Annotated in this window: 23 protein-coding genes, 1 tRNA gene, 1 pseudogene and 1 riboswitch; of the genes and pseudogenes, 13 read left to right on the top strand and 12 right to left on the bottom strand. The window is 43.3% G+C overall.

The annotated features are described in order from the left end of the window. Positions 1-341: 341 nt before the first annotated feature. From BA1DRAFT_RS09560 to rpsU, 4 genes are all read right to left on the bottom strand, one after another. Positions 342-418: transfer RNA gene (locus BA1DRAFT_RS09560), tRNA-Ile, on the bottom strand. Positions 419-886: 468 nt separating this feature from the next. Then, the gene (gene rpoD / locus BA1DRAFT_RS09565) at positions 887-2,737 is read right to left on the bottom strand and encodes an RNA polymerase sigma factor RpoD (RefSeq protein WP_036778300.1); all 1,851 of its coding nucleotides are present in this window, start codon (positions 2,735-2,737) and stop codon (positions 887-889) included. Positions 2,738-2,907: 170 nt separating this feature from the next. Beyond that, a complete protein-coding gene (dnaG, locus tag BA1DRAFT_RS09570; RefSeq protein WP_036778302.1) occupies positions 2,908-4,653 on the bottom strand; it encodes a DNA primase in 1,746 nt (581 codons plus the stop codon). Between the two features lie 120 nt (positions 4,654-4,773). Continuing rightward, positions 4,774-4,989 carry a 30S ribosomal protein S21 gene (gene rpsU, locus BA1DRAFT_RS09575; protein ID WP_001144069.1) on the bottom strand — a complete coding sequence of 72 codons (216 nt, stop codon included), beginning with the start codon at positions 4,987-4,989 and terminating at the stop codon, positions 4,774-4,776. A gap of 294 nt (positions 4,990-5,283) precedes the next feature. Between rpsU and tsaD the strand changes: the two genes are divergently transcribed. Continuing rightward, the gene (tsaD, locus tag BA1DRAFT_RS09580; protein ID WP_036778303.1) at positions 5,284-6,297 is read left to right on the top strand and encodes a tRNA (adenosine(37)-N6)-threonylcarbamoyltransferase complex transferase subunit TsaD; all 1,014 of its coding nucleotides are present in this window, start codon (positions 5,284-5,286) and stop codon (positions 6,295-6,297) included. 68 nt (positions 6,298-6,365) lie between these two features. Here tsaD and plsY read toward each other — a convergent pair whose 3' ends face one another. Continuing rightward, positions 6,366-7,013 (bottom strand): glycerol-3-phosphate 1-O-acyltransferase PlsY, encoded by a 648-nt coding sequence (gene plsY / locus BA1DRAFT_RS09585; RefSeq protein WP_036778305.1) that lies wholly within the window; start codon positions 7,011-7,013, stop codon positions 6,366-6,368. Positions 7,014-7,119: 106 nt separating this feature from the next. On the opposite strand from plsY, the gene folB reads away from it, so the two are divergent. Together folB and bacA are read left to right on the top strand one after the other, a co-directional pair. After that, positions 7,120-7,470, top strand: a complete 351-nt coding sequence (folB, locus tag BA1DRAFT_RS09590) for a bifunctional dihydroneopterin aldolase/7,8-dihydroneopterin epimerase (RefSeq protein ID WP_036778306.1) — start codon at positions 7,120-7,122, stop codon at positions 7,468-7,470. A 176-nt stretch (positions 7,471-7,646) separates the two neighbouring features. Further along, positions 7,647-8,465 (top strand): undecaprenyl-diphosphate phosphatase, encoded by an 819-nt coding sequence (bacA, locus tag BA1DRAFT_RS09595; protein WP_036778308.1) that lies wholly within the window; start codon positions 7,647-7,649, stop codon positions 8,463-8,465. A gap of 59 nt (positions 8,466-8,524) precedes the next feature. Here the strand turns inward: bacA and BA1DRAFT_RS09600 are convergent, their stop codons facing one another. Next, positions 8,525-9,790, bottom strand: coding sequence for a multifunctional CCA addition/repair protein (locus tag BA1DRAFT_RS09600; protein ID WP_036778310.1), 1,266 nt, complete (start codon positions 9,788-9,790; stop codon positions 8,525-8,527). An 18-nt stretch (positions 9,791-9,808) separates the two neighbouring features. Further along, entirely contained in the window at positions 9,809-10,429 is a 621-nt protein-coding gene (locus BA1DRAFT_RS09605) for a TIGR04211 family SH3 domain-containing protein (RefSeq protein ID WP_036778313.1), read from the bottom strand. 262 nt (positions 10,430-10,691) lie between these two features. On the opposite strand from BA1DRAFT_RS09605, the gene BA1DRAFT_RS09610 reads away from it, so the two are divergent. The 6 genes from BA1DRAFT_RS09610 to BA1DRAFT_RS09635 all read left to right on the top strand — a co-directional run bounded on the left by BA1DRAFT_RS09610 (position 10,692) and on the right by BA1DRAFT_RS09635 (position 18,174). Further along, positions 10,692-11,630, top strand: coding sequence for a CYTH domain-containing protein (locus tag BA1DRAFT_RS09610; protein ID WP_036778314.1), 939 nt, complete (start codon positions 10,692-10,694; stop codon positions 11,628-11,630). A gap of 15 nt (positions 11,631-11,645) precedes the next feature. Continuing rightward, a complete protein-coding gene (glnE, locus tag BA1DRAFT_RS09615) occupies positions 11,646-14,489 on the top strand; it encodes a bifunctional [glutamate--ammonia ligase]-adenylyl-L-tyrosine phosphorylase/[glutamate--ammonia-ligase] adenylyltransferase (RefSeq protein ID WP_036778316.1) in 2,844 nt (947 codons plus the stop codon). A 75-nt stretch (positions 14,490-14,564) separates the two neighbouring features. Further along, on the top strand, positions 14,565-15,989 hold the full coding sequence (hldE, locus tag BA1DRAFT_RS09620; protein WP_036778317.1) for a bifunctional D-glycero-beta-D-manno-heptose-7-phosphate kinase/D-glycero-beta-D-manno-heptose 1-phosphate adenylyltransferase HldE: 1,425 nt from the start codon (positions 14,565-14,567) through the stop codon (positions 15,987-15,989). 473 nt (positions 15,990-16,462) lie between these two features. Next, complete coding sequence (locus BA1DRAFT_RS09625) at positions 16,463-17,134, top strand: CsgG/HfaB family protein (RefSeq protein WP_036778318.1); 672 nt, start codon at positions 16,463-16,465, stop codon at positions 17,132-17,134. Positions 17,135-17,155: 21 nt separating this feature from the next. After that, positions 17,156-17,515: a DUF4810 domain-containing protein gene (locus tag BA1DRAFT_RS09630; protein ID WP_036778319.1), complete on the top strand. Its 360-nt coding sequence runs from the start codon at positions 17,156-17,158 to the stop codon at positions 17,513-17,515. After that, positions 17,512-18,174: a DUF799 domain-containing protein gene (locus BA1DRAFT_RS09635; protein WP_036778320.1), complete on the top strand. Its 663-nt coding sequence runs from the start codon at positions 17,512-17,514 to the stop codon at positions 18,172-18,174. Before BA1DRAFT_RS09630 ends, BA1DRAFT_RS09635 begins: the two co-directional genes overlap by 4 nt. 68 nt (positions 18,175-18,242) lie before the next feature. Here BA1DRAFT_RS09635 and ubiK read toward each other — a convergent pair whose 3' ends face one another. Next, a complete protein-coding gene (gene ubiK / locus BA1DRAFT_RS09640) occupies positions 18,243-18,530 on the bottom strand; it encodes a ubiquinone biosynthesis accessory factor UbiK (protein WP_036778321.1) in 288 nt (95 codons plus the stop codon). Positions 18,531-18,666: 136 nt separating this feature from the next. Continuing rightward, a riboswitch (FMN riboswitch) is annotated at positions 18,667-18,843 on the top strand. Positions 18,844-18,997: 154 nt separating this feature from the next. On the opposite strand from ubiK, the gene ribB reads away from it, so the two are divergent. The 3 genes from ribB (at position 18,998) to BA1DRAFT_RS23525 (ending at position 20,857) form a co-directional block, all read left to right on the top strand. Then, a complete protein-coding gene (gene ribB / locus BA1DRAFT_RS09645; protein WP_036778323.1) occupies positions 18,998-19,651 on the top strand; it encodes a 3,4-dihydroxy-2-butanone-4-phosphate synthase in 654 nt (217 codons plus the stop codon). A 195-nt stretch (positions 19,652-19,846) separates the two neighbouring features. Beyond that, positions 19,847-20,632 carry a 4,5-DOPA-extradiol-dioxygenase gene (gene ygiD / locus BA1DRAFT_RS09650; protein WP_036778325.1) on the top strand — a complete coding sequence of 262 codons (786 nt, stop codon included), beginning with the start codon at positions 19,847-19,849 and terminating at the stop codon, positions 20,630-20,632. A 66-nt stretch (positions 20,633-20,698) separates the two neighbouring features. Then, the gene (locus tag BA1DRAFT_RS23525; RefSeq protein WP_160169998.1) at positions 20,699-20,857 is read left to right on the top strand and encodes a hypothetical protein; all 159 of its coding nucleotides are present in this window, start codon (positions 20,699-20,701) and stop codon (positions 20,855-20,857) included. 13 nt (positions 20,858-20,870) lie between these two features. On the opposite strand, the gene BA1DRAFT_RS09660 is transcribed toward BA1DRAFT_RS23525, so the two are convergent. Both BA1DRAFT_RS09660 and BA1DRAFT_RS09665 read right to left on the bottom strand, forming a co-directional pair. Continuing rightward, the gene (locus BA1DRAFT_RS09660; protein WP_011148093.1) at positions 20,871-21,146 is read right to left on the bottom strand and encodes a type II toxin-antitoxin system RelE/ParE family toxin; all 276 of its coding nucleotides are present in this window, start codon (positions 21,144-21,146) and stop codon (positions 20,871-20,873) included. Between the two features lie 2 nt (positions 21,147-21,148). Beyond that, positions 21,149-21,397, bottom strand: coding sequence for a CopG family ribbon-helix-helix protein (locus tag BA1DRAFT_RS09665; protein WP_036778328.1), 249 nt, complete (start codon positions 21,395-21,397; stop codon positions 21,149-21,151). Positions 21,398-21,725: 328 nt separating this feature from the next. Between BA1DRAFT_RS09665 and BA1DRAFT_RS23530 the strand changes: the two genes are divergently transcribed. Continuing rightward, positions 21,726-21,884, top strand: a complete 159-nt coding sequence (locus tag BA1DRAFT_RS23530; protein ID WP_160169999.1) for a hypothetical protein — start codon at positions 21,726-21,728, stop codon at positions 21,882-21,884. Positions 21,885-22,014: 130 nt separating this feature from the next. Here BA1DRAFT_RS23530 and BA1DRAFT_RS23065 read toward each other — a convergent pair. Beyond that, positions 22,015-22,095: pseudogene (locus BA1DRAFT_RS23065) on the bottom strand (type VI secretion system tube protein Hcp); the annotation flags it as partial. Between the two features lie 101 nt (positions 22,096-22,196). Next, positions 22,197-23,357 carry a glutathionylspermidine synthase family protein gene (locus BA1DRAFT_RS09670; RefSeq protein WP_036778329.1) on the bottom strand — a complete coding sequence of 387 codons (1,161 nt, stop codon included), beginning with the start codon at positions 23,355-23,357 and terminating at the stop codon, positions 22,197-22,199. Between the last annotated feature and the right edge of the window lies 1 nt (position 23,358).

The following is a 23,358-nucleotide window of genomic DNA, read 5'->3' on the forward strand; positions in this document are numbered from 1 at the left end:
TGGCGATTACCGTCAACCCCACCGATGTCATCAATACAAAAAACCTGTGTAAGATCACACTATTTTTAAATCAGAAATACGGTGCGGAATGACAGCTAGAGCGGTCTCGTGGCTATTAGAAAATTGAAATCAACTAAGTTAAGTAGATATATTTTCATTGGCAGAAAATTTTTTTCGCGTTTGGTTCGTTAGGTCAAAAAACAATCTTCCTTGTGTATGAACAATGGCACAACAGGGACATGAAAATTTTCTCAGGGGACAAAAAGGGGACACTGGCTAAAAGACATAAAAAAACCACTCTTGCTTGAGTGGTCTATCTATCTGTTTTTACAGAGGAAATCTGGTGGCCCCTACTGGACTTGAACCAGTGACCAAGCGATTATGAGTCGCCTGCTCTGACCAACTGAGCTAAGGGGCCGTTGGATGGAAGGGATTATACGTACAGTTTTGCTCGCGGTCTAGCTTTGTAAATTCGTATGATCATTTTATGTGCAAAATTGCGTTTTTAGTAAGTAGTGAAAACGGGGAGTGATATATGTCAGTTGTTTTTATAGCCTATTTAACGTTTTTATCCGTCACTGGATTAATTTTTCAGAAGCGATTTTGCGTCATCTGGTCATATTATTATTCCGATAAAAAGCTATTCTATACGTGATTATTTTAATGATAACTATGTCCCTTTCATTCCTCTTTAATCACCAAATGGAAAACGATTTTTTTATCTATCGATTGGAGAGAGTGTTAATTGAGTTATATCAGAGAACTTGTGATGATATTTCTGTGTAAACACCATATTGTCAGAGGATTTAAAAAGTGTCTCCGATATAAAAGACAAAAGCGTCTACCGAAGCAGACGCTTTTTAGTCAGAATGAATAAAATTTGTAATTATTCATCAAGGAAGCTACGTAGAACTTCAGAACGGCTTGGATGACGCAGTTTACGTAGTGCTTTCGCCTCGATCTGGCGGATACGTTCACGGGTAACGTCGAACTGTTTGCCGACTTCTTCCAATGTATGGTCAGTATTCATATCAATACCAAAACGCATACGCAGTACTTTTGCTTCACGCGCGGTCAGACCCGCTAAAACATCATGGGTTGCTGAACGCAGGCTTTCTGAGGTTGCAGAATCCAGTGGCAGTTCCAGTGTTGTATCTTCAATGAAATCACCTAAATGTGAATCTTCATCATCACCAATTGGCGTTTCCATTGAGATAGGTTCTTTGGCAATTTTCAGTACTTTACGGATCTTGTCTTCCGGCATTAACATTCGTTCTGCCAGCTCTTCCGGCGTTGGCTCACGTCCCATTTCCTGCAACATTTGACGGGAAATTCGATTGAGTTTGTTGATTGTCTCAATCATATGAACGGGTATACGAATGGTACGAGCTTGGTCAGCAATTGAACGTGTAATTGCCTGACGTATCCACCATGTGGCGTAAGTTGAGAACTTATAACCACGACGATATTCAAATTTATCAACCGCTTTCATCAGGCCAATGTTGCCTTCTTGAATTAGATCCAAGAATTGCAGGCCACGGTTGGTGTATTTTTTGGCAATTGAAATAACCAAACGTAAGTTGGCTTCAACCATCTCTTTTTTCGCTCGGCGAGCTTTTGCTTCACCGATGGACATACGACGGTTGATATCTTTTACCTGTTCAATGGTTAAACCCGTTTCTTCCTCAATTTGACGAAGTTTTTGCAGGCTGCGCTGTACTTCTTCTTCCACCTCAAGTAGTTTTTCAGACCACGGTTTGTTCATTGCTTTTGCAGCAGTAAACCAAATGTCGCTGGTTTCATTACCGGAGAACAAAGTGATGAAGTTCTTCTTCGGCATTTTGCACTGTTCAACACACATTTTCATGATTTGGCGCTCTTGAAGACGAACGCGATCCATCATAGAACGCATGTTGTTGACCAGATAGTCAAACTGTTTTGGCACCAGACGGAACTGTTTGAAAACTTCTGAAAGTTTTAAAATTTCGGCCGCAGTATTTGGATGGTTGCGACCATTATCCTTAATTTCCTGACGGGTAATATCATACTGTTGTCGTAGTTCTTGGAATTTCTGGCGCGCTAATTCTGGATCGATGCTGTTGTCATCATCACCATCGCTATCGTCATCACTGTCTTCATCATCGTCGTCTTCATCATCATCAAGTTCTTCCTGTGGGAGCTCAGAACCAACGTGAGTAGCAGTGGGCGCAAGGTCTTCTTCTGCGTTTGGGTCAACGAAACCGGTAATGAGATCTGACAGGCGAGCCTCATCTGCTTCCACACGGTCATATTGTTCCAGTAAATAGGTGATTGCTTCTGGGTATTCAGCAACGGAGCACTGTACCTGATTGATGCCATCTTCAATGCGTTTAGCAATGTCAATTTCACCTTCCCGGGTCAATAGCTCAACGGTACCCATTTCACGCATGTACATACGTACCGGGTCGGTGGTGCGACCGATTTCAGATTCAACACTAGACAGGACTTGCGCAGCAGCTTCCACAGCGTCTTCATCTGTGTCGTTAGCGGTTTCTGCTAGCATCAGATCATCGGCATCAGGTGCTTCTTCCATTACCTGAATGCCCATGTCATTGATCATCTGGATGATATCTTCGATCTGATCGGAATCGACGATATCTTCCGGCAGATGGTCATTGACCTCAGCATAGGTCAGATAGCCTTGCTCCTTACCACGGGTGACAAGTAGCTTTAGCTGTGACTGCGGGTTTTGCTCCATAAGACGGTATCCACACTTCAGAGTATTTGGGTTGGTGTCGGTCGGCGAAACTAATCTGCCAACAATAACTTTTAAGGGCGTTTTCGTTATATTGCCGCTGCCCACTTATAGCGGCAAAATGTAGGGTTATTTCCCTACCAAATGCGGCACTTAAGCCGTGAATTCAGTGTTTACTTTCTGGCACGGGATTCATTAATCAAGCGAACTTCTTCGCGCTCTTCCGGTGTCAGGCCTTCTGTTCTTGCCCTGGCGATAAGAATGTTTAAACGTTCTTCTAACGCTGAATCAACGAGATGATCCAATGCGTCACGAAATGTATTTTCTGCTATTTCTTCTACTTGTATATCGTTCCATGTAGCTAATTTTTCAAGTTGTTTACTAAATTTATTATCACGATATTGTTCTAGCAGTTGTCCAGTTGTCAGCCCTGGCTGAGTAAGACAAACCTCCACAAGCTCCATGAATAATGGTAAGCCTGCGATTTTGGCCTGCATAATTCCCTGTAGGGGGGGAACTAAAGCGGCTAAGTGTGGGTTTTGTACCAACAGTCCTATAAGTATACGCATAGTTGTCGGTTTTAGCTGCGGCATCTGATAATTATTCCCACTCTCCAGACGCTGCGGTAATAAACGTTCCAACTGTACTGCATCAGGAATGCCTATCATATTGCCAAGTTCTTGTCTCATATAGAGACGCAAAGTTTCTCCAGGGATCTGGTTAATCAATGGTACAGAAAGTGAACTGAGTTTTGTTTTTCCTTCAGGGCTACTCAGGTCAACTTGTGGCAGTAATGATTCAAACAGAAATTCAGACAATGTATGAGATTGTTCCATTCTTTGTTCAAATGCTTTCCGGCCTTCCTTACGGACTAGTGAATCAGGATCTTCGCCATCAGGCAAAAACATAAAACGTAACTGCCTACCATCATTCAGATAAGGTAGCGCTGTTTCCAATGCTCGCCATGCCGCATCACGCCCGGCTCTGTCGCCATCGTAACAGCAGATGACGTTATCAGTAGCACGAAAAAGTAATTGAATATGTTCCGATGTAGTGGAAGTACCTAGTGAGGCAACAGCATAATCAATACCAAACTGCGCCAGTGCTACCACATCCATATAACCTTCAACCACTAATAACCGTGAAAGATCACTGTAATTTTGTTGTGCTTCATAGAGACCGTATAGCTGACGGCCTTTATGGAAAATTTCAGTTTCTGGTGAGTTGAGGTATTTTGGGAGTGCATCTCCCAGAACACGCCCACCAAATGCAATCACGCGCCCTCTGCGGTCACGGATTGGAAACATTATTCGTTCGCGGAAGCGGTCATAGGTATGGCCATTATCATTTGCGACCAGCATTCCGGCGTCATTTAACTGTTTATGCTCTTCTGCATTATGAGCAAACCGTTTCAAGGTGTTATCCCAACCTGCGGGAGCGAAACCAATCGAGAAACGGTGGATAATTTCTTCACTAAGCCCACGCTGAGCCAGATATTGCCGGGCTTGTTGTGCTGCGGGAGTGTTTAATACATTTTGATAGAAGCTGTTAAGCTTATCCATCAGTTGATAAAGGTTTTGTCTTTGGTGACGTTCTATCTGACTGCTACTGGAACCTGCTTCATAAGGGACTTCCAGACCATGCATAGCAGCTAATTCTTCGATGGATTCGACAAACTCAAGTCTATCGTAATTCATCAGAAAATCGATGGCGTTGCCGTGAGCTCCGCAACCAAAGCAATGATAAAACTGTTTATCGCCATTAACAGTAAACGAGGGTGTCTTTTCGTTATGAAATGGACAGCACGCGTGGTGATTTTTACCCTGTTTTTTAAGTGGCACACGAACATCGATCAGATCGATGATATCGGTACGAGCTAATAAATCATTGATAAATGCGCGCGGAATTCGTCCAGCCATAAGCCCTTTTACGCCTGTTGATGAACGACAATAAGCCGCGCTCCCTTTCGGAAAGCACGGCCTTTATCTGCAACTACTGTTGTCTGCAAATTCAATCACTATGCGGATCAACCGCAAGGATTAGTACAGACGAGTGCGGCGTGCGTTTTCACGAGCCAGCTTTTTAGCGTGACGTTTTACAGCAGAAGCTTTAGCGCGTTTGCGTTCAGTCGTTGGTTTTTCATAGAATTCACGACGGCGAACTTCTGCTAATACACCTGCTTTTTCGCAGGAACGCTTAAAGCGACGCAATGCTACGTCGAATGGCTCGTTTTCACGTACTTTAATTACCGGCATGTGCCTCTCACCTCAATAGAAATCGGTCTTGCTGGCGTGGGATGCCAGCCATCTTAAAATGGTGCGGAATTTTACTTCAATGAACACGGCTTTGTAAAGCGCCGCCGCAAATTGAAACAATAACATTACGACGGTGATCTGCAAATCAGTTCCGTAATATTGACGATAACCACACAGGAGTTTTACGTAGAGGGCTGATTATAGACTAAGCAGCAAAAATAGTCAGCATGTAAGCCGCGCAAATTATCTTATTAATGATAAACTGGCTCTCTTCTGTGAAATATAGGTAGTGTAATGCGAGTCTTAGGTATAGAAACGTCTTGCGATGAAACCGGAATCGCAATTTATGACGACAAAGCCGGTTTATTGGCAAATCAATTATACAGTCAGATTAAACTGCATGCTGATTACGGTGGTGTCGTGCCTGAATTGGCTTCACGTGACCATATCCGCAAAACAGTACCTTTGATTCAAGCTGCTTTGAAAGAGGCAGGATTAACCCGTAAAGATATTGATGCGGTGGCTTATACGGCAGGTCCTGGTCTCGTTGGCGCGTTGTTGGTAGGGGCGACGATTGGCCGTTCTTTGGCGTTTGCCTGGGATGTTCCTGCGATTCCTGTCCATCATATGGAAGGGCATCTACTAGCCCCGATGCTGGAAGATAACAGTCCTGAATTCCCGTTTGTGGCTTTGCTGGTGTCTGGTGGTCATACACAGCTCATTAGTGTAACGGGTATTGGTAAGTATGAGCTGCTTGGTGAATCAATAGATGATGCCGCCGGTGAAGCATTTGATAAAACCGCTAAGTTACTGGGATTGGATTATCCAGGGGGGCCGATACTCTCCAGGATGGCTCAGAAAGGAGAAACTGGGCGTTTTGTGTTTCCTCGCCCGATGACAGATCGTCCTGGGCTGGATTTTAGTTTTTCAGGATTGAAAACTTTTGCTGCTAATACTATTCATAGCAATAGCAATGATGAGCAGACTAGAGCGGATATTGCCCGTGCCTTTGAAGATGCGGTAGTTGATACATTAGCGATTAAATGTAAAAGAGCGCTTGAGCAGACCGGATTCAAACGACTGGTAATGGCAGGTGGTGTCAGCGCCAATCGTACATTGCGCACCAAGATGGAAGAAGTCATGGCAAAATTGGGTGGCGAAGTATTTTATGCGCGTCCTGAATTCTGTACAGATAACGGTGCCATGATTGCGCTTGCCGGTATGATCCGTCTAAAAGGAGAGGTGAGTGATTCACTTGGTGTGACAGTCAAAGCCCGCTGGCCATTGTCGGAATTACCCGCATTATAAATCTTCAAATAAAAGACCAGTAACTCAATGAGTTGCTGGTTTTTATCCGATTCTGTTGTTGATCGTCTTTATCTTTGCTCTTTTTCTGTTTGGTTTTTTTCTTTTTCGGTCATCTCTTTTTTCTTTTTGAGCTTGTTCCAAATACGACTTTCTTGGCCGCGCCACAGGCGCTGGATATTATCATGGTGACGTAGTAACACCAGACAGCAGAGCATGGCGACGGGGAAAGTAAATTCAGGTTTAAACCACCAGACATAGAACGGTGCTATCAAGGCACTAATAATTGCCCCTAAAGAGGAATAGCCGCTTAGTAATATAGTCAACAACCAGGTACCCATCATCAAACCTGTTAGATCCCAACCGATTACCGCGATAGCGCCAAAAGCGGTTGCGACACCCTTACCGCCTTTGAATTGGAAAAAGATCGGGTAAATATGACCGAGACAAGCCGCGATTGCTGTAATTCCTAAATAGAAAGGGGGAACATAGAGTTGATAAGCCAACCAGACGGGGATCATCCCTTTCAGAACATCACACATTAGTACTATTGCCGCAGTGCTGCGGCCACCAATCCGCAGTACATTTGTCGCGCCTGGGTTGCCTGAACCGTGTTGACGAGGATCAGGTAACCCAGCCAGACGACAAATAAGTATTGCGCTGGAAATTGAACCGCAGAGATACGCGAAGATGATCATGCCAAGCGCGATAGCACTCATAATGTCTCCCCAATAATAATGGTCGTTTTCTTAGTCTAGTCATGGATAATACGCATATTTAGTCGGAAGTGGTATCCGACAAATTGAAAAACAGGAAAATGACGTGATGGATATCGTATTTATTGAGGAGTTAGTCGTTATTACCACAATTGGTGTTTACGACTGGGAACAGACCATTAAACAGAAGTTAGTGTTCGATATCGAAATGGGATGGGATAATAAACGCGCATCATCCAGTGATGATGTCGAATATTGTCTGGATTATGCCAAAGTTAGCGAAGCGATCATCAATCATGTAGAAAATCAGAATTTTGCTCTGGTTGAAAGAGTGGCTGAAGAGGTAGCGGATCTGTTGTTAAACCGTTTTAATTCGCCGTGGGTACGGGTAAAAGTCAGTAAACCGGGCGCTGTCGCGCAGGCTCGTCAAGTTGGTGTTATTATTGAAAGAAAAAAATAATCTGATCAGTAGTGAATTCGGCTGCCATATTATTGTCATTGTTCTTACATAGACTGGCATGCAGTGATGCCAGGCTTGATAATTATGTCAATTGATTAATGACAATGGGAATAATGGTAGCTGAGTTTATTCCATGCTACTTGTTTCGGATATTTATTAATGGGCGACTTCTCTATATGACTGACCTTTCTACCTTGTTTCATGCAGCTATTCTTGGTGTTGTTGAAGGGCTAACTGAATTTCTTCCTGTTTCCTCTACCGGCCATATGATTATCGTTGGCCATATGTTGGGATTTACTGGCGATAAAGCTGAAACATTTGAAGTTATTATCCAGCTTGGATCTATCCTTGCTGTGGTAGTAGTGTTTTGGCGTCGCTTATTTGGACTCATTGGTATCCACTTTGGTGACGTTCCCCACGAAGGTAAAACCAATGGCAAATTGAAACTGAGCCATATTATTTTAGCAATGCTACCTGCGGTGACGCTTGGGTTGCTGTTCCATGATGTCATCAAATCGCTGTTTAACCCACAAAGCGTGATGTACGCCTTGGTTATTGGTGGTGTGTTGCTGATTACAGCCGAAATTTTGAAACCTAAAACACCGAGAGCAGAAGGACTGGATGATATTACTTATCGCCAGGCTTTTATGATTGGTTGCTTCCAGTGTCTGGCGTTGTGGCCGGGATTTTCCCGTTCAGGCGCGACAATTTCTGGTGGAATGCTGATGGGGGTTAATCGTTATACTGCATCAGAATTCTCGTTTATTCTGGCTGTACCAATGATGATGGGGGCAAGTGGATTAGATTTATATAAGAGCCTACACTTTTTGAGTGCTTCTGATATCCCAATGTTTGCTGTCGGTTTTATTACTGCATTTGTTGTTGCGTTAGTCGCCATTAAAACGTTTCTGGCATTGATTAAACGTATATCTTTTATCCCGTTTGCTATCTACCGCTTTATTGTGGCAGCCGCTGTTTACTGGGTATTTATGTAGAGAATGGTTCCCCTGATATCAATTCGAAGATTGCCTAATGTTTGATATCAGGGGATGTTTCAGGTAACAGTATTACCTTGAACAGCATTGTTTTGAACAGTATTGTCTCGTTGTTTCCATTCTGCCAATGCGTGCTGACGTTGACGTCGTAGCTCATGACCAATGTCCGCGCCACGTAACCCACTGTCTACAATGTTTTTCACTTGAACCTGGCAGGCAACTTTGAATGCCTGTTGCAGATAATCGCCTTGCGGATATGGCGTATCTTCAAAACCGGTACGACCCCGTGCATCGGCTTCACTGATGATAATCAATTGCTCTATTCGCTGAGGCTTACGCCATGCATCAATGGCATCAAACAATTTAAGTAATGTTTTTGGCCGCAATTGAGCAACGGTATGTACTAAATCATGATATTGAGCAGCTAATTTTGCCAAATCACGGGCAGAATTAGGAATGCGCAGACGTTGGCATAATTGATCGACTAACTTAACGCCTGCTGGCCCATGTCCATAATGGTGAGGCCACCGTTCTGGCGGAGTCAGCCCTTTACCAAGATCATGGCATAGAGCAGCAAAACGGCTATCGACTTCATCTGTTAATTCAGTCGCTACTTTCAGCACCATTAACGTATGAATACCGGTATCAATCTCAGGGTGCCACTTCTCTGGTGCGGGAACGCCAAACAAATTATCGATTTCAGGAAACAACACCGACAATGCGCCACAATCACGTAAAACCTGAAAAAAGATCTGAGGGGAATGGGTAATAAGGGCTTTTTCGGTCTCTTTCCAGACACGTTCTGGTGTGAGTGCTGATAGCTCGCCGTTAATTGCCATATTTGACATTAACGCCTGTGTTTCTGGGGCGATGGTAAACCCTAAGTGGGCGAAACGAGCGGCAAAACGAGCCACTCGTAATACCCTTAGTGGATCTTCAAAGAAAGAATCAGAAACATGGCGTAAGATACGATTGTTTAAATCATCAACACCATGATAAGGATCGACAAGTTCACCCGTGGATGTTTGAGCAATCGCATTAATTGTCAGATCACGGCGCTGCAAGTCGTCTTCCAGTGTGACATCCGACGCAGCATAACAAGTAAAACCGGTATATCCCTGGCCGGATTTTCTTTCAGTGCGTGCCAGCGCATACTCTTCGTGGGTTTGGGGATGCAGGAACACCGGGAAATCTTTGCCAACTTGCTGATATCCTTGGGATAGCAATTCTTCTGGCGTTCCACCCACAACAACCCAATCCCGTTCATTTACAGGAAAATTTAGCAGGCGATCACGTACTGCGCCGCCAACTAGATAGACTCTCACCTAATATGCTCCTTAAAATCAACTCATCCAACGGTCATTACGCTTACGGCGTGGGAGCATATGTGGCAGTAATAACCCAAAGATTAAACCAGCGCCTGCAACACCACCGCCGTACATAAACCATTGCAGAATGATATTGCGTTGTTTGTCATCAAGTTGCAGATTTGCAGCATCGAGCTTTTTTTCTGCTACCGTCAGTTTGTTTTTCAACTTCTCATTCTCTTTTTTCAACTCTGCAAGAATGTTACTGCTATTGGCAACCTTCAGTTGCATATCGGCAGTGCGTTGATTCCAGTTATTGTCTATATTGGCTAACTTATCCGTCAATGTTTTCACTTCCTGTTCTAACTCCGGCAGGTGGGTACGCAGGCTGGGTTTATGACTAAGCTGGTTAACTGGTAGCCAGACAAGACGGCCTTTATCATCTTTAACTTGAGCGTAATTACTCTCCCGATTGATGCTTATCAACGTGACTGCGTCACCGGCATTGAGTGTACCGGCTATACGGTATTGGTTACCCGGCCCGGCGTGTGTGTAGGTAGATAACTCATCAGATACATAGCGCTTTTCTTCCGCGTGGGTAGTCAGCGAAAAGCTTAGGCTCAATAGCGCCGTAAGAAGTAAAGGTAATTTTCGCATTGTGATTTCAACTGTTCTTTATATATGGTGAGTTTAGAATTTGATAGTAAAGAGTTAAGTTTGCTAGAGCAATCGGTAAACCAAAATGACACTTTTCTAATCGATTGAATACAGGGCTTGTTGTCTGTTGAACGAAACATTTCCTGTTAATTACTATCATAACTTGCAGTAAAGAGAAATTTTAATTTTCTTCTTACTCATCGTGGAAAAAAGCGAAATCAAGGTAAGATGCAGGGCAAAGATTGCCATCAATGGTGCAGATATGAGTGTAGAAATTGAATTAAAACTTATCGCCAGACCACAAGCTATTCCCGCAATTCGTCAGCAGTTACTGTTATTTCCTCATGACTATTTTTCTCCCCAAAAGTTAACCAATATCTATTTTGAAACGTCGGATAACCAACTGCGCAGTCTTGATATGGGGTTGCGGATACGTGGTTTTGATGACCAGTATGAGATGACGATCAAAACAGCCGGTAAGGTGGTTGGCGGGTTGCATCAGCGACCGGAATATAATGTGCCATTGGTAAAGCCGGAACTGGCATTGACCCTGTTTCCACGGCACATCTGGCCTGACAACTGTGATGTGGAAGCGTTGCAATCCCGCTTGAATGCGTTATTCAGTACTGACTTTATGCGGGAGAAGTGGGTGGTAACTTATGGACAAAGTGAGATTGAAGTGGTGCTCGATCAGGGAGAAATTATCGCCGCCAATCGCAAGGAGCCAATTTGTGAGTTTGAATTGGAGTTAAAGCAAGGAACTATAACCGATGTATTAGCATTGGCGGTTGAGTTGGCAAAATCAAACGGCTTGCGGCAAGGAAATAAAAGTAAAGCCGCTCGTGGTTATCAGTTAGCTCAGGGAAAACCAAAGGCAGCTTTGCTTTCAACTCAGGTAGAAATTGATATGCAGCAGTCATTATCTTCGGTACTTACGTCAATGTTGGCCCATTGGCAAGAACAAGAGGAACGCTGGTTGGCCGGTTTATCGGATGGTCGGGATGGTTTAAAGCAAGTACTGACTTTGATTCATCAGACGATCGAATATCCTAGTGCGCCGAAACAGTTGGATAACCAATTAGTTGCTATTAACCAGAAATTATTAGATATGGAAACAGAAACTGAAACGCTATGTTATAGCTCGCTCTATTTGCAATGTAAGCTGGCACTGACTATGTGGTTAATAAATCTCTCCGCTTAAATAAAGGAATTCTCTATGTTGCCACTTTCAACCCCGCTTCTGGCTCAGTTACAACGTGTGACTGAACATTTTCAACAACTGACGTTAAGTGTTGAGCCTTTTTCTGTTCATGAGCAGGCTGTGTTGTTACTGAGTGATTTTGTTGTTGAAAATCTGCAAGCTCATCCTGAATGGTTAGTTGAGATCCGCCAACATCCACCTAAAGCGCAGGAGTGGCACCAATATACTGAATGGTTGCAACAGTTACTCGCATCAGTAGAGGATGAAAATACTCTTATGCGGGTTTTACGTCAGTTTCGTAACAAGATACTGGTGAGAATAGCTTGGTTGCAGGCACTGCATAGCATTACGACTCAGGAGACGCTGCAACAACTCAGTATGTTGGCTGAAACGTTGATTATTGCGGCCCGTGACTGGTTATATCAGCGTTGTTGTCAGGATTGGGGAACCCCTTGTAATGAGCGGGGCGAGCCGCAACCACTGTTAATTCTCGGTATGGGAAAACTCGGCGGTGGCGAGCTGAACTTTTCTTCTGATATTGATTTGATTTTTGTCTATCCTGAAAACGGTCTTACCCAAGGCGGCCGTCGTGAAATGGATAACGCTCAGTTTTTTACCCGTTTGGGGCAGCGTCTTATCAAAGTGCTCGATCAGCAAACTGAGGATGGTTTTGTGTATCGGGTGGATATGCGTTTGCGTCCATTCGGTGATAGTGGCCCATTGGTGTTCAGTTTTGTTGCATTGGAAGATTACTATCAAGAGCAAGGGCGTGATTGGGAACGTTATGCGATGGTGAAAGCGCGGATTATGGGTTATGGCAACCAAGAGTATGGTGAAGAGCTACGCCGGATGCTGAGACCGTTTGTCTTTCGCCGTTACATTGATTTCAGTGTGATTCAATCCCTGAGAAATATGAAAGGTATGATTGAACGGGAAGTGCGTCGCCGTGGTTTGAAAGACAATATCAAACTAGGCGCTGGTGGTATTCGTGAAATCGAATTTATCGCCCAGGTGTTCCAGCTTATTCGTGGTGGGCGTGAACTGTGTTTGCAATCTCAGGCGTTGTTACCAACTCTGCAAATAATAGCGCAGTTAGCGTTTTTGCAACCATTACAGGTGAAGCAACTTACTGACGGTTACCTCTTTTTGCGGCGGCTAGAAAATCTTTTACAGTCAATTAACGATCAACAAACCCAGACTCTGCCAGAAGATGAATTGAATTGTGCACGACTGACGTGGGGCATGGGATTTGAAAATTGGGAAGCTCTGACAATTGAATTGAACAGTCAGATGGGGGCTGTTCGGGCCATTTTTACGCAATTAATTGGCGATGACAGTGATAATTGTGAAGAGGAACCTTGTCATGTGCCATTTAAAAGTCTGTGGCTGGAAAATCTCGAAAAAGAAGAGTTGATCATACTAGCTCCGCACTTGGATGAAGCGATTGCACAACAGATATTGCATATCATTTCTGTGTTCCGTCATGATGTGGGCAAAAGAACCATTGGCCCGCGTGGGCGTGATGTGCTTGACCATCTGATGCCACGTTTGTTGGCAAAAGTTTGTTTGCGACAAGATGCCAATATCGTGCTAGAGCGGGTTATTCCGTTGTTATTAAGTATTGTCAGCCGTACAACTTACCTGGAACTGATACTTGAATCGGAAGCTGTATTAACACATGTTATCCGGTTGTGTGCTGCTTCACCGATGATTGCGACTCAGCTTGCCTGCCATCCATTGTTGCTGGATGAACTGCTTGATCCACAATTCCTGTATCAACCTTTGCCATTGAATGCTTACAAAGATGAATTGCGACAATATTTGTTGCGGATACCTGAGGATGATGAAGAGCAGCAACTAGAGGCGCTCCGCCAGTTTAAGCAAGCGCAATTATTGAGGATTGCGGCGGAGGATATCACTGGCGTGTTGCCGGTGATGAAAGTCAGTGATCATCTTACTTACTTGGCAGAAGCGATTATTGAAGCAGTCGTTCAACAGGCGTGGGGACAAATGGCAAAACGTTATGGTGTTCCATCACATTTGAGTCAGCGGCAAGGTCTGGGATTTGCTGTGATTGGTTATGGCAAATTGGGTGGTTGGGAGTTGGGTTACGGTTCTGATCTTGATTTAGTTTTCCTGCTTGATTGCCCGGTGGATGTGATGACCGATGGCGATCGAGCGATTGATGCCCGGCAATTTTATTTGCGTCTGGCCCAACGAATTATGCACTTGTTCAGCGCTCGAACCTCCTCTGGCGTGTTGTATGACGTGGATGTCCGCCTGCGTCCTTCCGGGGAATCAGGCATGTTAGTCAGTACCATCGGCGCATTTGCAGATTATCAGCAGAATCAAGCGTGGACTTGGGAACATCAGGCGTTGGTACGTGCCCGTATGGTATTTGGTGATGAAAACTTGCACCGGGATTTTGAGCGGATACGCCATCAGACGTTATGTACGCGACGAGAACCCGCTTTGTTGCGTCAGCAGGTAAGGGAAATGCGGGAAAAGATGCATAAACATTTAGGCAGTCACCATTCAGATCAATTTGATATTAAAGCTGATCCTGGGGGGATCACTGATATCGAATTTATCGCTCAATATTTGGTGCTTCGTTATGCTGCTGAAAATGAGCGTTTGGTGCGTTGGTCGGATAATGTACGGATTTTCCAATTAATGGCGGCTTATGAAATTATGGATGAAGATGAGGCAGCCGCATTAACACAGGCTTACGTTTCTATGCGTGATGAACTACATCATTTGGCGTTACAGACGCTTTCCAGTCGAGTATCAACCCATTGTTTCAGTGAGCAACAAGAGCGGGTACGTCGTAGTTGGCAACAGTGGTTAGGTGAACAATAACGGTTTGGTGTAGGGATTTTATGGTCGTATGATAATATTTGGCACCAATTTAATATCTAATATTTGGAGCAAGGGATGAAAATGACACTCCCGGATTTTCACTGCGCAGAGGTTTTAGTCGTTGGTGATGTTATGTTAGATCGCTACTGGTATGGGCCGACTAGCCGGATTTCGCCGGAAGCGCCGGTGCCTGTAGTAAAAGTAAATACTATTGAAGAACGTCCGGGAGGCGCAGCTAACGTTGCTATGAATATTGCGGCTCTTGGGGCAAATTCACATTTAATCGGTTTGACTGGGATTGATGACGCCGCACATGCACTGAATGAGAAACTGCGCAGTGTTAAGGTGCGCTGTGATTTTGTTTCTGTTCCAACCCATCCGACAATTACCAAACTGAGGGTACTTTCCCGTAACCAGCAATTAATTCGCTTAGATTTTGAAGAAGGTTTCGATAATGTCGATGCGCAGCCGATGTTTGAACGCATTGAACAGGCGTTACCCCATATTGGCGCATTGGTTCTATCTGACTACGCCAAAGGTGCGCTGAGTCAGGTTCAGGACATGATTAAACTGGCAAACGCGGCCAAAGTCCCGGTGTTGATCGATCCGAAAGGTAATGATTTTGAGCGTTATCGTGGCGCAACTTTGCTAACGCCAAATCTGTCTGAATTTGAAGCGGTCGTGGGCCACTGCAAAGATGACAATGAATTAGTTGAGAAGGGAACTCAATTGGTTCGGGATTTGGATCTCCAGGCATTACTGATTACCCGTTCTGAACAAGGGATGAGTTTATTAAGTGTTGATCAACCGCCATTACATTTGCCTACGCAGGCGCAAGAAGTGTTTGATGTCACTGGTGCCGGTGATACGGTTATTGGTGTGTTGGCAACGGCGATTGCGGCTGGAAAGTTACTGAATGAAGCCTGTTTCTTGGCGAATGTTGCTGCGGGTGTTGTTGTTGGCAAACTGGGTACATCGACTGTTTCGCCGATTGAACTGGAGAATGCTATCCGTGGTCGTGCTGAAACGGGTTTTGGTGTGATGACTGAAGTTCAGCTTAAACAGGCTGTTGCTGATGCTCGTCAACGTGGTGAAAGGATTGTGATGACTAATGGCTGCTTTGATATTCTGCATGCAGGTCATGTCTCATATCTGGAGAATGCTCGTAAACTGGGTGATCGGTTAATTGTTGCTGTTAACAGTGATGCATCGACTAAACGTCTGAAAGGTGAGAGCCGTCCTGTTAATCCATTAGAACAACGCATGATTGTGTTATCTGCTCTGGGCGCGGTGGATTGGGTTGTGCCGTTTGAGGAGGATACGCCACAGCGATTGATTGCGGATGTTTTGCCGGATGTATTGGTAAAAGGGGGCGATTATAAACCGGGAGAAATTGCTGGCAGTGAAGAAGTTTGGGCTGCGGGCGGAGAAGTCAAAGTATTGAACTTTGAAGATGGTATTTCAACAACCAATATCATCAAGGCGATTAAAAATCAGTAAATAAGGCTTTAGCTTGTCATTAAAAACAGCCAGAAGATATTACTACATTGAACGCTGTAGATTATTTATTTGATCACATTATTTGAATGAAAGCCGGGTAAGAGATGAAATCTTCCCGGTTATTTTTTATTTAATTTGTGTTTGTTGAATGATATTTAACCATAAATAAATGGATATTTGTAATATCAGGTACGAGTAATTTAATTAACGACATAAACATTATCAAAATATTATAATAATAATTCAAATTAACGTGATTTTATTATCTGGATCGGTGGAGGATTAATCTGATGAAATGTGATGTAACAGATAGTTTTTTATCTTTGTGGCATAAAATACTGGTCACATAACGCTGTCTTATTCATAATGATTTCTGATGTAAATGATTTTTTAATGAAATATGTTATCTATAACTTTTACCTTTTAAAGTTAGTAGATAAACGGATAAATTTTTTACGCAGGAATAAGTCTTTATGCAAGGTAAGTTGATTTTATCTTCAATTTGTTTAGCTTCGGCAATATTAGCAGGGTGTGCGACTGAATCTTCTAATACCGTTCAAGTACAAAAAGTTAATTCTTACAATACCGTATATCAAGGGGTTCGTAGCCCAATTGCGATCGGTAAGTTTGAAAACCGTTCCAGTTATCAAAATGGGATTTTCTCTGATGGCGTTGATCGCCTCGGTAATCAATCTAAAACGATTTTAATCTCACATTTACAGCAGACTGGACGCTTTACGGTGCTGGAGCGTACCAATATGGCCGAACTGAAAGCGGAAGCGGGCTTACAAGGTAAATCGCAGAAGTTGAAAGGTGCCAACTACATTATTACTGGTGATGTGACTGAATTTGGCCGCAAAGAAGTGGGTGATCATCAGTTATGGGGGTTGTTAGGGCGCGGTAAATCACAGGTGGCTTATTCTAAAGTCACGCTGAATGTCGTGAATGTAGAGACTTCCGAAGTAGTTTTTTCTGTAGCGGGAGCAGGAGAATATAAATTATCCAACCGTGAAATTATCGGTTTCGGTGGCACTGCCAGCTATGATTCCACGCTGAATGGTAAAGTATTGGATCTGGCTATTCGTGAAGCGGTAAACCGTCTGGTTGAAAGCATTGAAACCGGTGCATGGAAGCCATCTAATTAATAAATATAGGGATATATGTTCATGATATTAATGAAAAAAGCGGGCTTATTGCTGGCAGCTATGGCTTTAGCGGGTTGTGCCACGCAGCCAAAAACAATTTATGAGTGGGATAAATACCAACCTACAATTTATCAGTATTATCAGCAGGATAAGATAGGGTTTGAAGAGCAGTTACAGGCTTTGCAGCAGGTAATTGAAAGAGCGAAAGCCAAAGATAAGCCTGTACCACCTGGTCTGCATGCACAGATGGGGCTGCTTTATAGCAAAACAGGTCGTGTTTCAGAAGCGTTCCATCAGTTTGAAATAGAGAAAAAATTGTTTCCTGAGTCAGCGCCATTTATGGACTTTTTATTAAGTAAAAATAAAGGAACTATGCAATGAACCGTATTCTCGTCGCGTTAAGTCTACTGGCGGCATTTGTGCTGACAGGATGTAGTAAATCTGTTCCTTATGATTACACTGCATTTAAAGAAAGCAAACCAAAATCTATTCTGGTTCTGCCGGCGGTGAACAAATCTGTGGAAGTAAAAGCAGGGCACAGCCTAATTTCTCATGTGACATATCCATTGGCGGAATCTGGTTATTATGTCTTTCCGGTTGCTGTTGTGGAAGAAACATTTCAGCAAAATGGTGTGACAGCCGCACAGGATGTTCAGAATATCAGTTACAAAAAATTGCATGATATTTTCGGTGCAGATTCAGCGCTCTATTTGGATATTGAGGAATATGGTACGCAATATCAGATTATCAACAGCGATACGCGTGTAACGGCTTCAGCGAAGCTGGTGGATTTGCGTAATGGTAAACAATTGTGGCATGGACGGGCCGTTGCCTCATCGACTGAAAATCAAAACAGTTCGAATAGTCTTGTTGGTATGTTGGTGTCTGCCGTAGTTTCACAAATCGCTGATACCATTATGGATAGAGGTCATGAAATCGCTGGCATTACAAGTAACCGCTTACTGACAGCTGGTGGTAGTCACAGTTTGCTGTATGGTCCACGTTCTGAGCATTACGGTAAGGAAAACCAGCAGCATTAATCTCTAATAATAATGAGCAGATATCACATTCTGCTCATTATCACGGTTGTTTTTATGTATAGTAATAATTATTCTTCTTTTGCCGTGTTATCAGCAGATGGGGTATTTTTATTTTCAAACTTCGCTTCCAATTCACTTAAACGCTGTTCCATTGCGGTCAATTTTTCACGGGTACGTAACAGAACCTGAGTTTGAATATCAAATTCTTCACGATTCACTAAATCAAGCTTGCCAAGTTGGGATTGCAAAATCATCCGTAATTTTTTCTCTACATCACCACCGAACTCTTTAACCCCCTTTGGTAAAGAATCCTGGATCTGGCGGGCAATTTGTTCAATTTTTTTGGGATCGAGCATGATGCATCCTTTTTATGATATAAATAATTTCTGAATAGTGTAATACCAGATAGTAAAACCACAAGCCATTGTGAGCCAGGTTTCACATTTGATTTTGTTGATTGCCGCCGGCAAATATTAGCGTTATAGTTCACTAGCTTATCTCAGGGCGGGGTGAAAGTCCCCACCGGCGGTAACATTAGGCTATCTTATGGATGGTATAGTGAAGCCCGCGAGCGCTCCGTTTGTAGTTATCTTTATGATAAAGCGGAGGTCAGCAGATCCAGTGTGACTCTGGAGCCGACGGTGATAGTCCGGATGGGAGAGAATAACGGCATCTGTCGGGCTTTGTGCTCGTCTGTTGTTCCGGCTATGGTATTCACACATGATATTAATAATATTAATGTTATGGCGTGATGTTATAGCGAGAACTCCTCAAGACCGCCCTGATTCTGGTAATCCATAAATTTTAATGAGGTTTCTTTACCATGAATCAGACGCTACTTTCTGAATATGGCACATCATCAGAACGTGTTGAACACGCCATTGACGCTTTGCGTGATGGAAGGGGGGTGATGGTGCTGGATAATGAAGATCGTGAAAATGAAGGTGATATTATCTTTGCGGCCGAAACAATGACTGTAGAGCAAATGGCGCTGACTATTCGTCATGGCAGTGGCATTGTCTGCTTATGTCTGACAGAAGAGCGCCGCCAGCAATTGCAATTGCCTATGATGGTGGAAAATAACTCTAGCCCGTTCCAGACCGCATTCACCGTAACTATTGAGGCCGCTCAGGGAGTGACGACGGGGGTTTCTGCGGCTGACCGTATCACGACTATTCGTGCTGCGATTGCAGATAATGCCAAACCCAGTGATTTGAACCGGCCGGGACATGTTTTTCCACTACGCGCTCAACCTGGTGGCGTGTTGGTTCGTCAGGGGCATACTGAGGCAGCAATTGATTTAGTCAGCTTGGCTGGTTTTAAACCGGCAGGTGTATTGTGCGAATTAACCAATGATGACGGTTCAATGGCGCGTACTCCTGAGGTAGTGCAATTTGCGAAACTGCATAATATGCCGGTAGTCACTATTGAAGATCTGGTAATTTATCGCCAGGCAATGGAACAAAAAGCAAGCTGAGTCGTAATTGTCTGATAAACGGACGAAATATCAGTTATAACCTACATGTTCTCTAAAGTCACAGTTTACGCAAGCTGTGACTTTTCAATTTTTTTGAAAAACTCCATCACCGTTAGCCCACTGTTTTGCTGATCTGAAAGGCGTAACCTGTCCGCAAGTATTAAAATTACCTATATTTTGGTGTGAGAGGTCGTTATGAATATTTCCAGAATGCCGGCACTGTTTATTGGTCATGGCAGTCCAATGAATGTACTGGGAGAAAATCGCTATACCAATGTGTGGCGTGAACTTGGTGAAAGACTGCCTGTACCCAGAGCGATTTTGGCGATTTCTGCTCATTGGTATACCAATGGCACAGCGGTAACCGCCATGAGTCAACCGAGGACTATTCATGATTTTCGTGGCTTTCCACAGGAATTGTATGAAATTCAGTATCCGGCTAAGGGCTCGCCTGAATTGGCCGCTTTAGTGCAAGAGATGCTGGAACCTGTGGAAGTTTATGCTGATCATCATCAATGGGGGTTGGATCATGGGACTTGGGGAATTCTGGTTAAGATGTATCCTCAGGCTAATATTCCAGTCATTCAACTGAGTATAGATGATACCAAACCAGCGACGTACCACTATGAATTAGGGAAAAAGCTGGCTGCTTTACGAGATGAAGGTGTTTTAATCTTGGGGAGTGGTAATGTGGTACACAATCTTCGTACCATGAAGAGGCAGGAACCTAATGCTGATCCGTATCCTTGGGCAGAATCATTTAACCATTATGTGCGTGATAACCTTACCAGTTATGAGCAACCTTATCCTTTGATTCATGCACTGGATAGAGAAGATGGCCTATTATCGAACCCATCTCCTGAACACTTTTTACCGTTGCTGTATATCATGGGAACGTGGGATAGAAAAGAAACGGTTTCCATTCCTGTGGATGGCATTGAGTCTGGCTCGCTGAGTATGTTGTCTGTGCAGGTTGGTTGAATTGAACGTTCTTGTCGTTATTATCCGCATTTGACACAAGAGGAATTCATTCAACAGCACAGCTGGTTGAGTGATGCTCAGGGGGTAATTGCCCGTGAATTGGGGCTTTCAAGTTGGGTTAAACTGAAAGCCCATGTCGACGTACTGGAACAGGTCAGAATGGCTAGTCAAATTCAGAATTTAGCACCAGATCATGAACTTGTTATACTGCATATCCTTTTGTGAGGATGGTTTTTAACTAACGGTTTTCGCGGGTATGCCAAAGGTCTACAATGTAAATTGTATCGTTGGATATCTCGTAATGGACTTCGTAATCACTAAAAAGTACCTTACGTACCTCGCGGGGCTTATATCTAGGCTGAGGAATTCCTATCTTAGGTTGCAGTGCCAGATCTGTAGTGCTGATAATTAGATGGTCTAACACATTATTAGCATGTGATTTACTGTATTGACAGGCAAAATGATAGATGCGCTCCAAATCATTTTGAGCTTTAAGTGTCCAATAAACCTCCATGATTATGATTTTTTCAGCTTGGATGCAAAATTAATAACATCTGAATGATTCACAATACGGCCTGTATCGACATCCGCGAGACCAGCCAAAATCATTTGGTGGCGATGTTCACGTTCCTCAATCATTGAGGTAAGAGCCTCTTTAATGATCCACGATTTTGAGCGGTCTAACTCTTTGGCTAAATCGTTTATGGCTGTAGCTAGTTTGATAGGTATCTGTGCGGTAATCGTCTGTTTTGCTGATATGGACATAAGAGCTCCCAATAAAAACCAATAATAGTTATTGAACACTATAGCATCAATAACGGCTGGATTCTTTATTTTTTAAGACTTGATAGCTGACCGGTGAGACAGAGATTTTCTTGCCCATTGTGTGAAAATGCATTGATGTTTCGTCACCAAAAATTTCATTGGTTCAATTATCTTTGTGTTATATACAAAGGAATCGATTTCGTGAGCAGTCTAATAGAATAAGGTCAAAAAAGATTGTAAAGTGATAACACTAAATTTTAGCTTAAAAATATGGACAGTTATGGCTGCAATTTTAATATCATGAGCTACAGTACAGAGATATTTAAAAATGACGAATAAGGTTGACATTGATATCGGTAGGTTAATCTATACTGAAGATTTGGGATGGATTGATTTAGGTCATGCGAAAGGTGATGATTCTAAGATGTTGTGGAATCAATTGGTCACTGAAGGTAATAACTCACCTTATAAAAAAGCTATTTCTTAGTCTATTATATACCCTATGGATTTCAAGATGCATCGCGACGGCAAGGGAGCGAATCCCCGGGAGCATAGATAACTATGTGACTGGGGTGAGTGAGTGCAGCCAACAAAGAGGCAACTTGAAAGATGACGGGTATAGAATCATAGGTAGAACAACCACTGGATATAAGTCCTTGTTTCTTACCTGTAATAGTTAAATATATTGTGTTCGCCATAGTATTTACCTTTATTATAAATTTATAAGGGTACAAAGTTTCTTCACTGGATATTTAAGGGAGGAGTTTTGGGTATTTTCCTCATTCCTCCCTATTGAGAATTAATCCAAAATAATATGTGGGTAGAAGCGGGATAAATTCTGAGTTATGAGTTTACTGTCTTCCCGTAAACCAATACCGCAAGGTTGATCATTCACCAGCCAACTACCAATTAGCGTATAATTGTCCCCGAATTTTGGCAGTGTATGAAATTGCTGAACGATCATACCTTCTTTACCGTAAGGACCATCAACGTTGGCAATTTCCTTACCCTTTTCAATAATACGAATATTAGCCCCTTCCCGTGAGAACAGCGGCTTAATAACATAGCTATCCATTGCCGGATAATTATCATCGGCAAAATAAGCGGGTAACAAGTTTGGATGATTTGGAAACATCTTCCACAACATTGGTAGCAATGCTTTGTTGGAGATAATACTTTTCCAGGCCGGTTCTAACCAGCGAACACCGGCGTCTTCTAATTTGGTCGCGAAAATCTCACGGAACATCATCTCCCAAGGGTAGAGTTTGAACAAATTACTGATCACCTGGTCTTGCAGGTCAGTAAACTGGCCTTTTTCCCCCAGACCGATATCTTCAATAAATAAGAACTCTGTTGGAACACCCGCTTCCAGCGCACAATCTTGCAAGTATTGAACAGTACCGCGATCTTCTTCCGTATCCTGACAGCAGGCCATGTGCAGTAAGCCAAAGCCATGTTCATCACGCAACTGAGCAAAGCGTTCGATCAATTGCTCTTGCATGCTGTTGAATTGATCGGCATGTGCTGGTAGTAACCCGGCATTCATCTGATCTTCTAACCAGATCCATTGGAAAAAAGCGGATTCATACAGCGAAGTTGGTGTATCAGCATTATTTTCCAACAATTTTGCCGGGCTTTTACCGTCGTAAACCAAATCTAAACGGGAATAGAGTGATGGCTGACTGGTAATCCAGGAGCTACGAACAAAATCCCAACAATGCTTTGGAATCTGAAATTTAGTCAGCAACTCTTCACTATTGACAACTTTCTCAACTACCTGCAAACACATTTGGTGTAGTTCAGCGGTGGTAGCTTCGATTTCTTCAATTTGGGCAAGAGAAAACTGGTAATAAGCATCTTCACACCAGTAAGGTTCGTCATACATGGTGTGAAAATTAAAGCCATATTCTATCGCTTTTTCACGCCAGTCCGGGCGTTCAGTAATAGCAATACGTTTCATC

It is taken from the genome of Photorhabdus aegyptia, from assembly GCF_000612035.1.
GTDB classification, from domain to species: Bacteria; Pseudomonadota; Gammaproteobacteria; order Enterobacterales; family Enterobacteriaceae; genus Photorhabdus; species Photorhabdus akhurstii.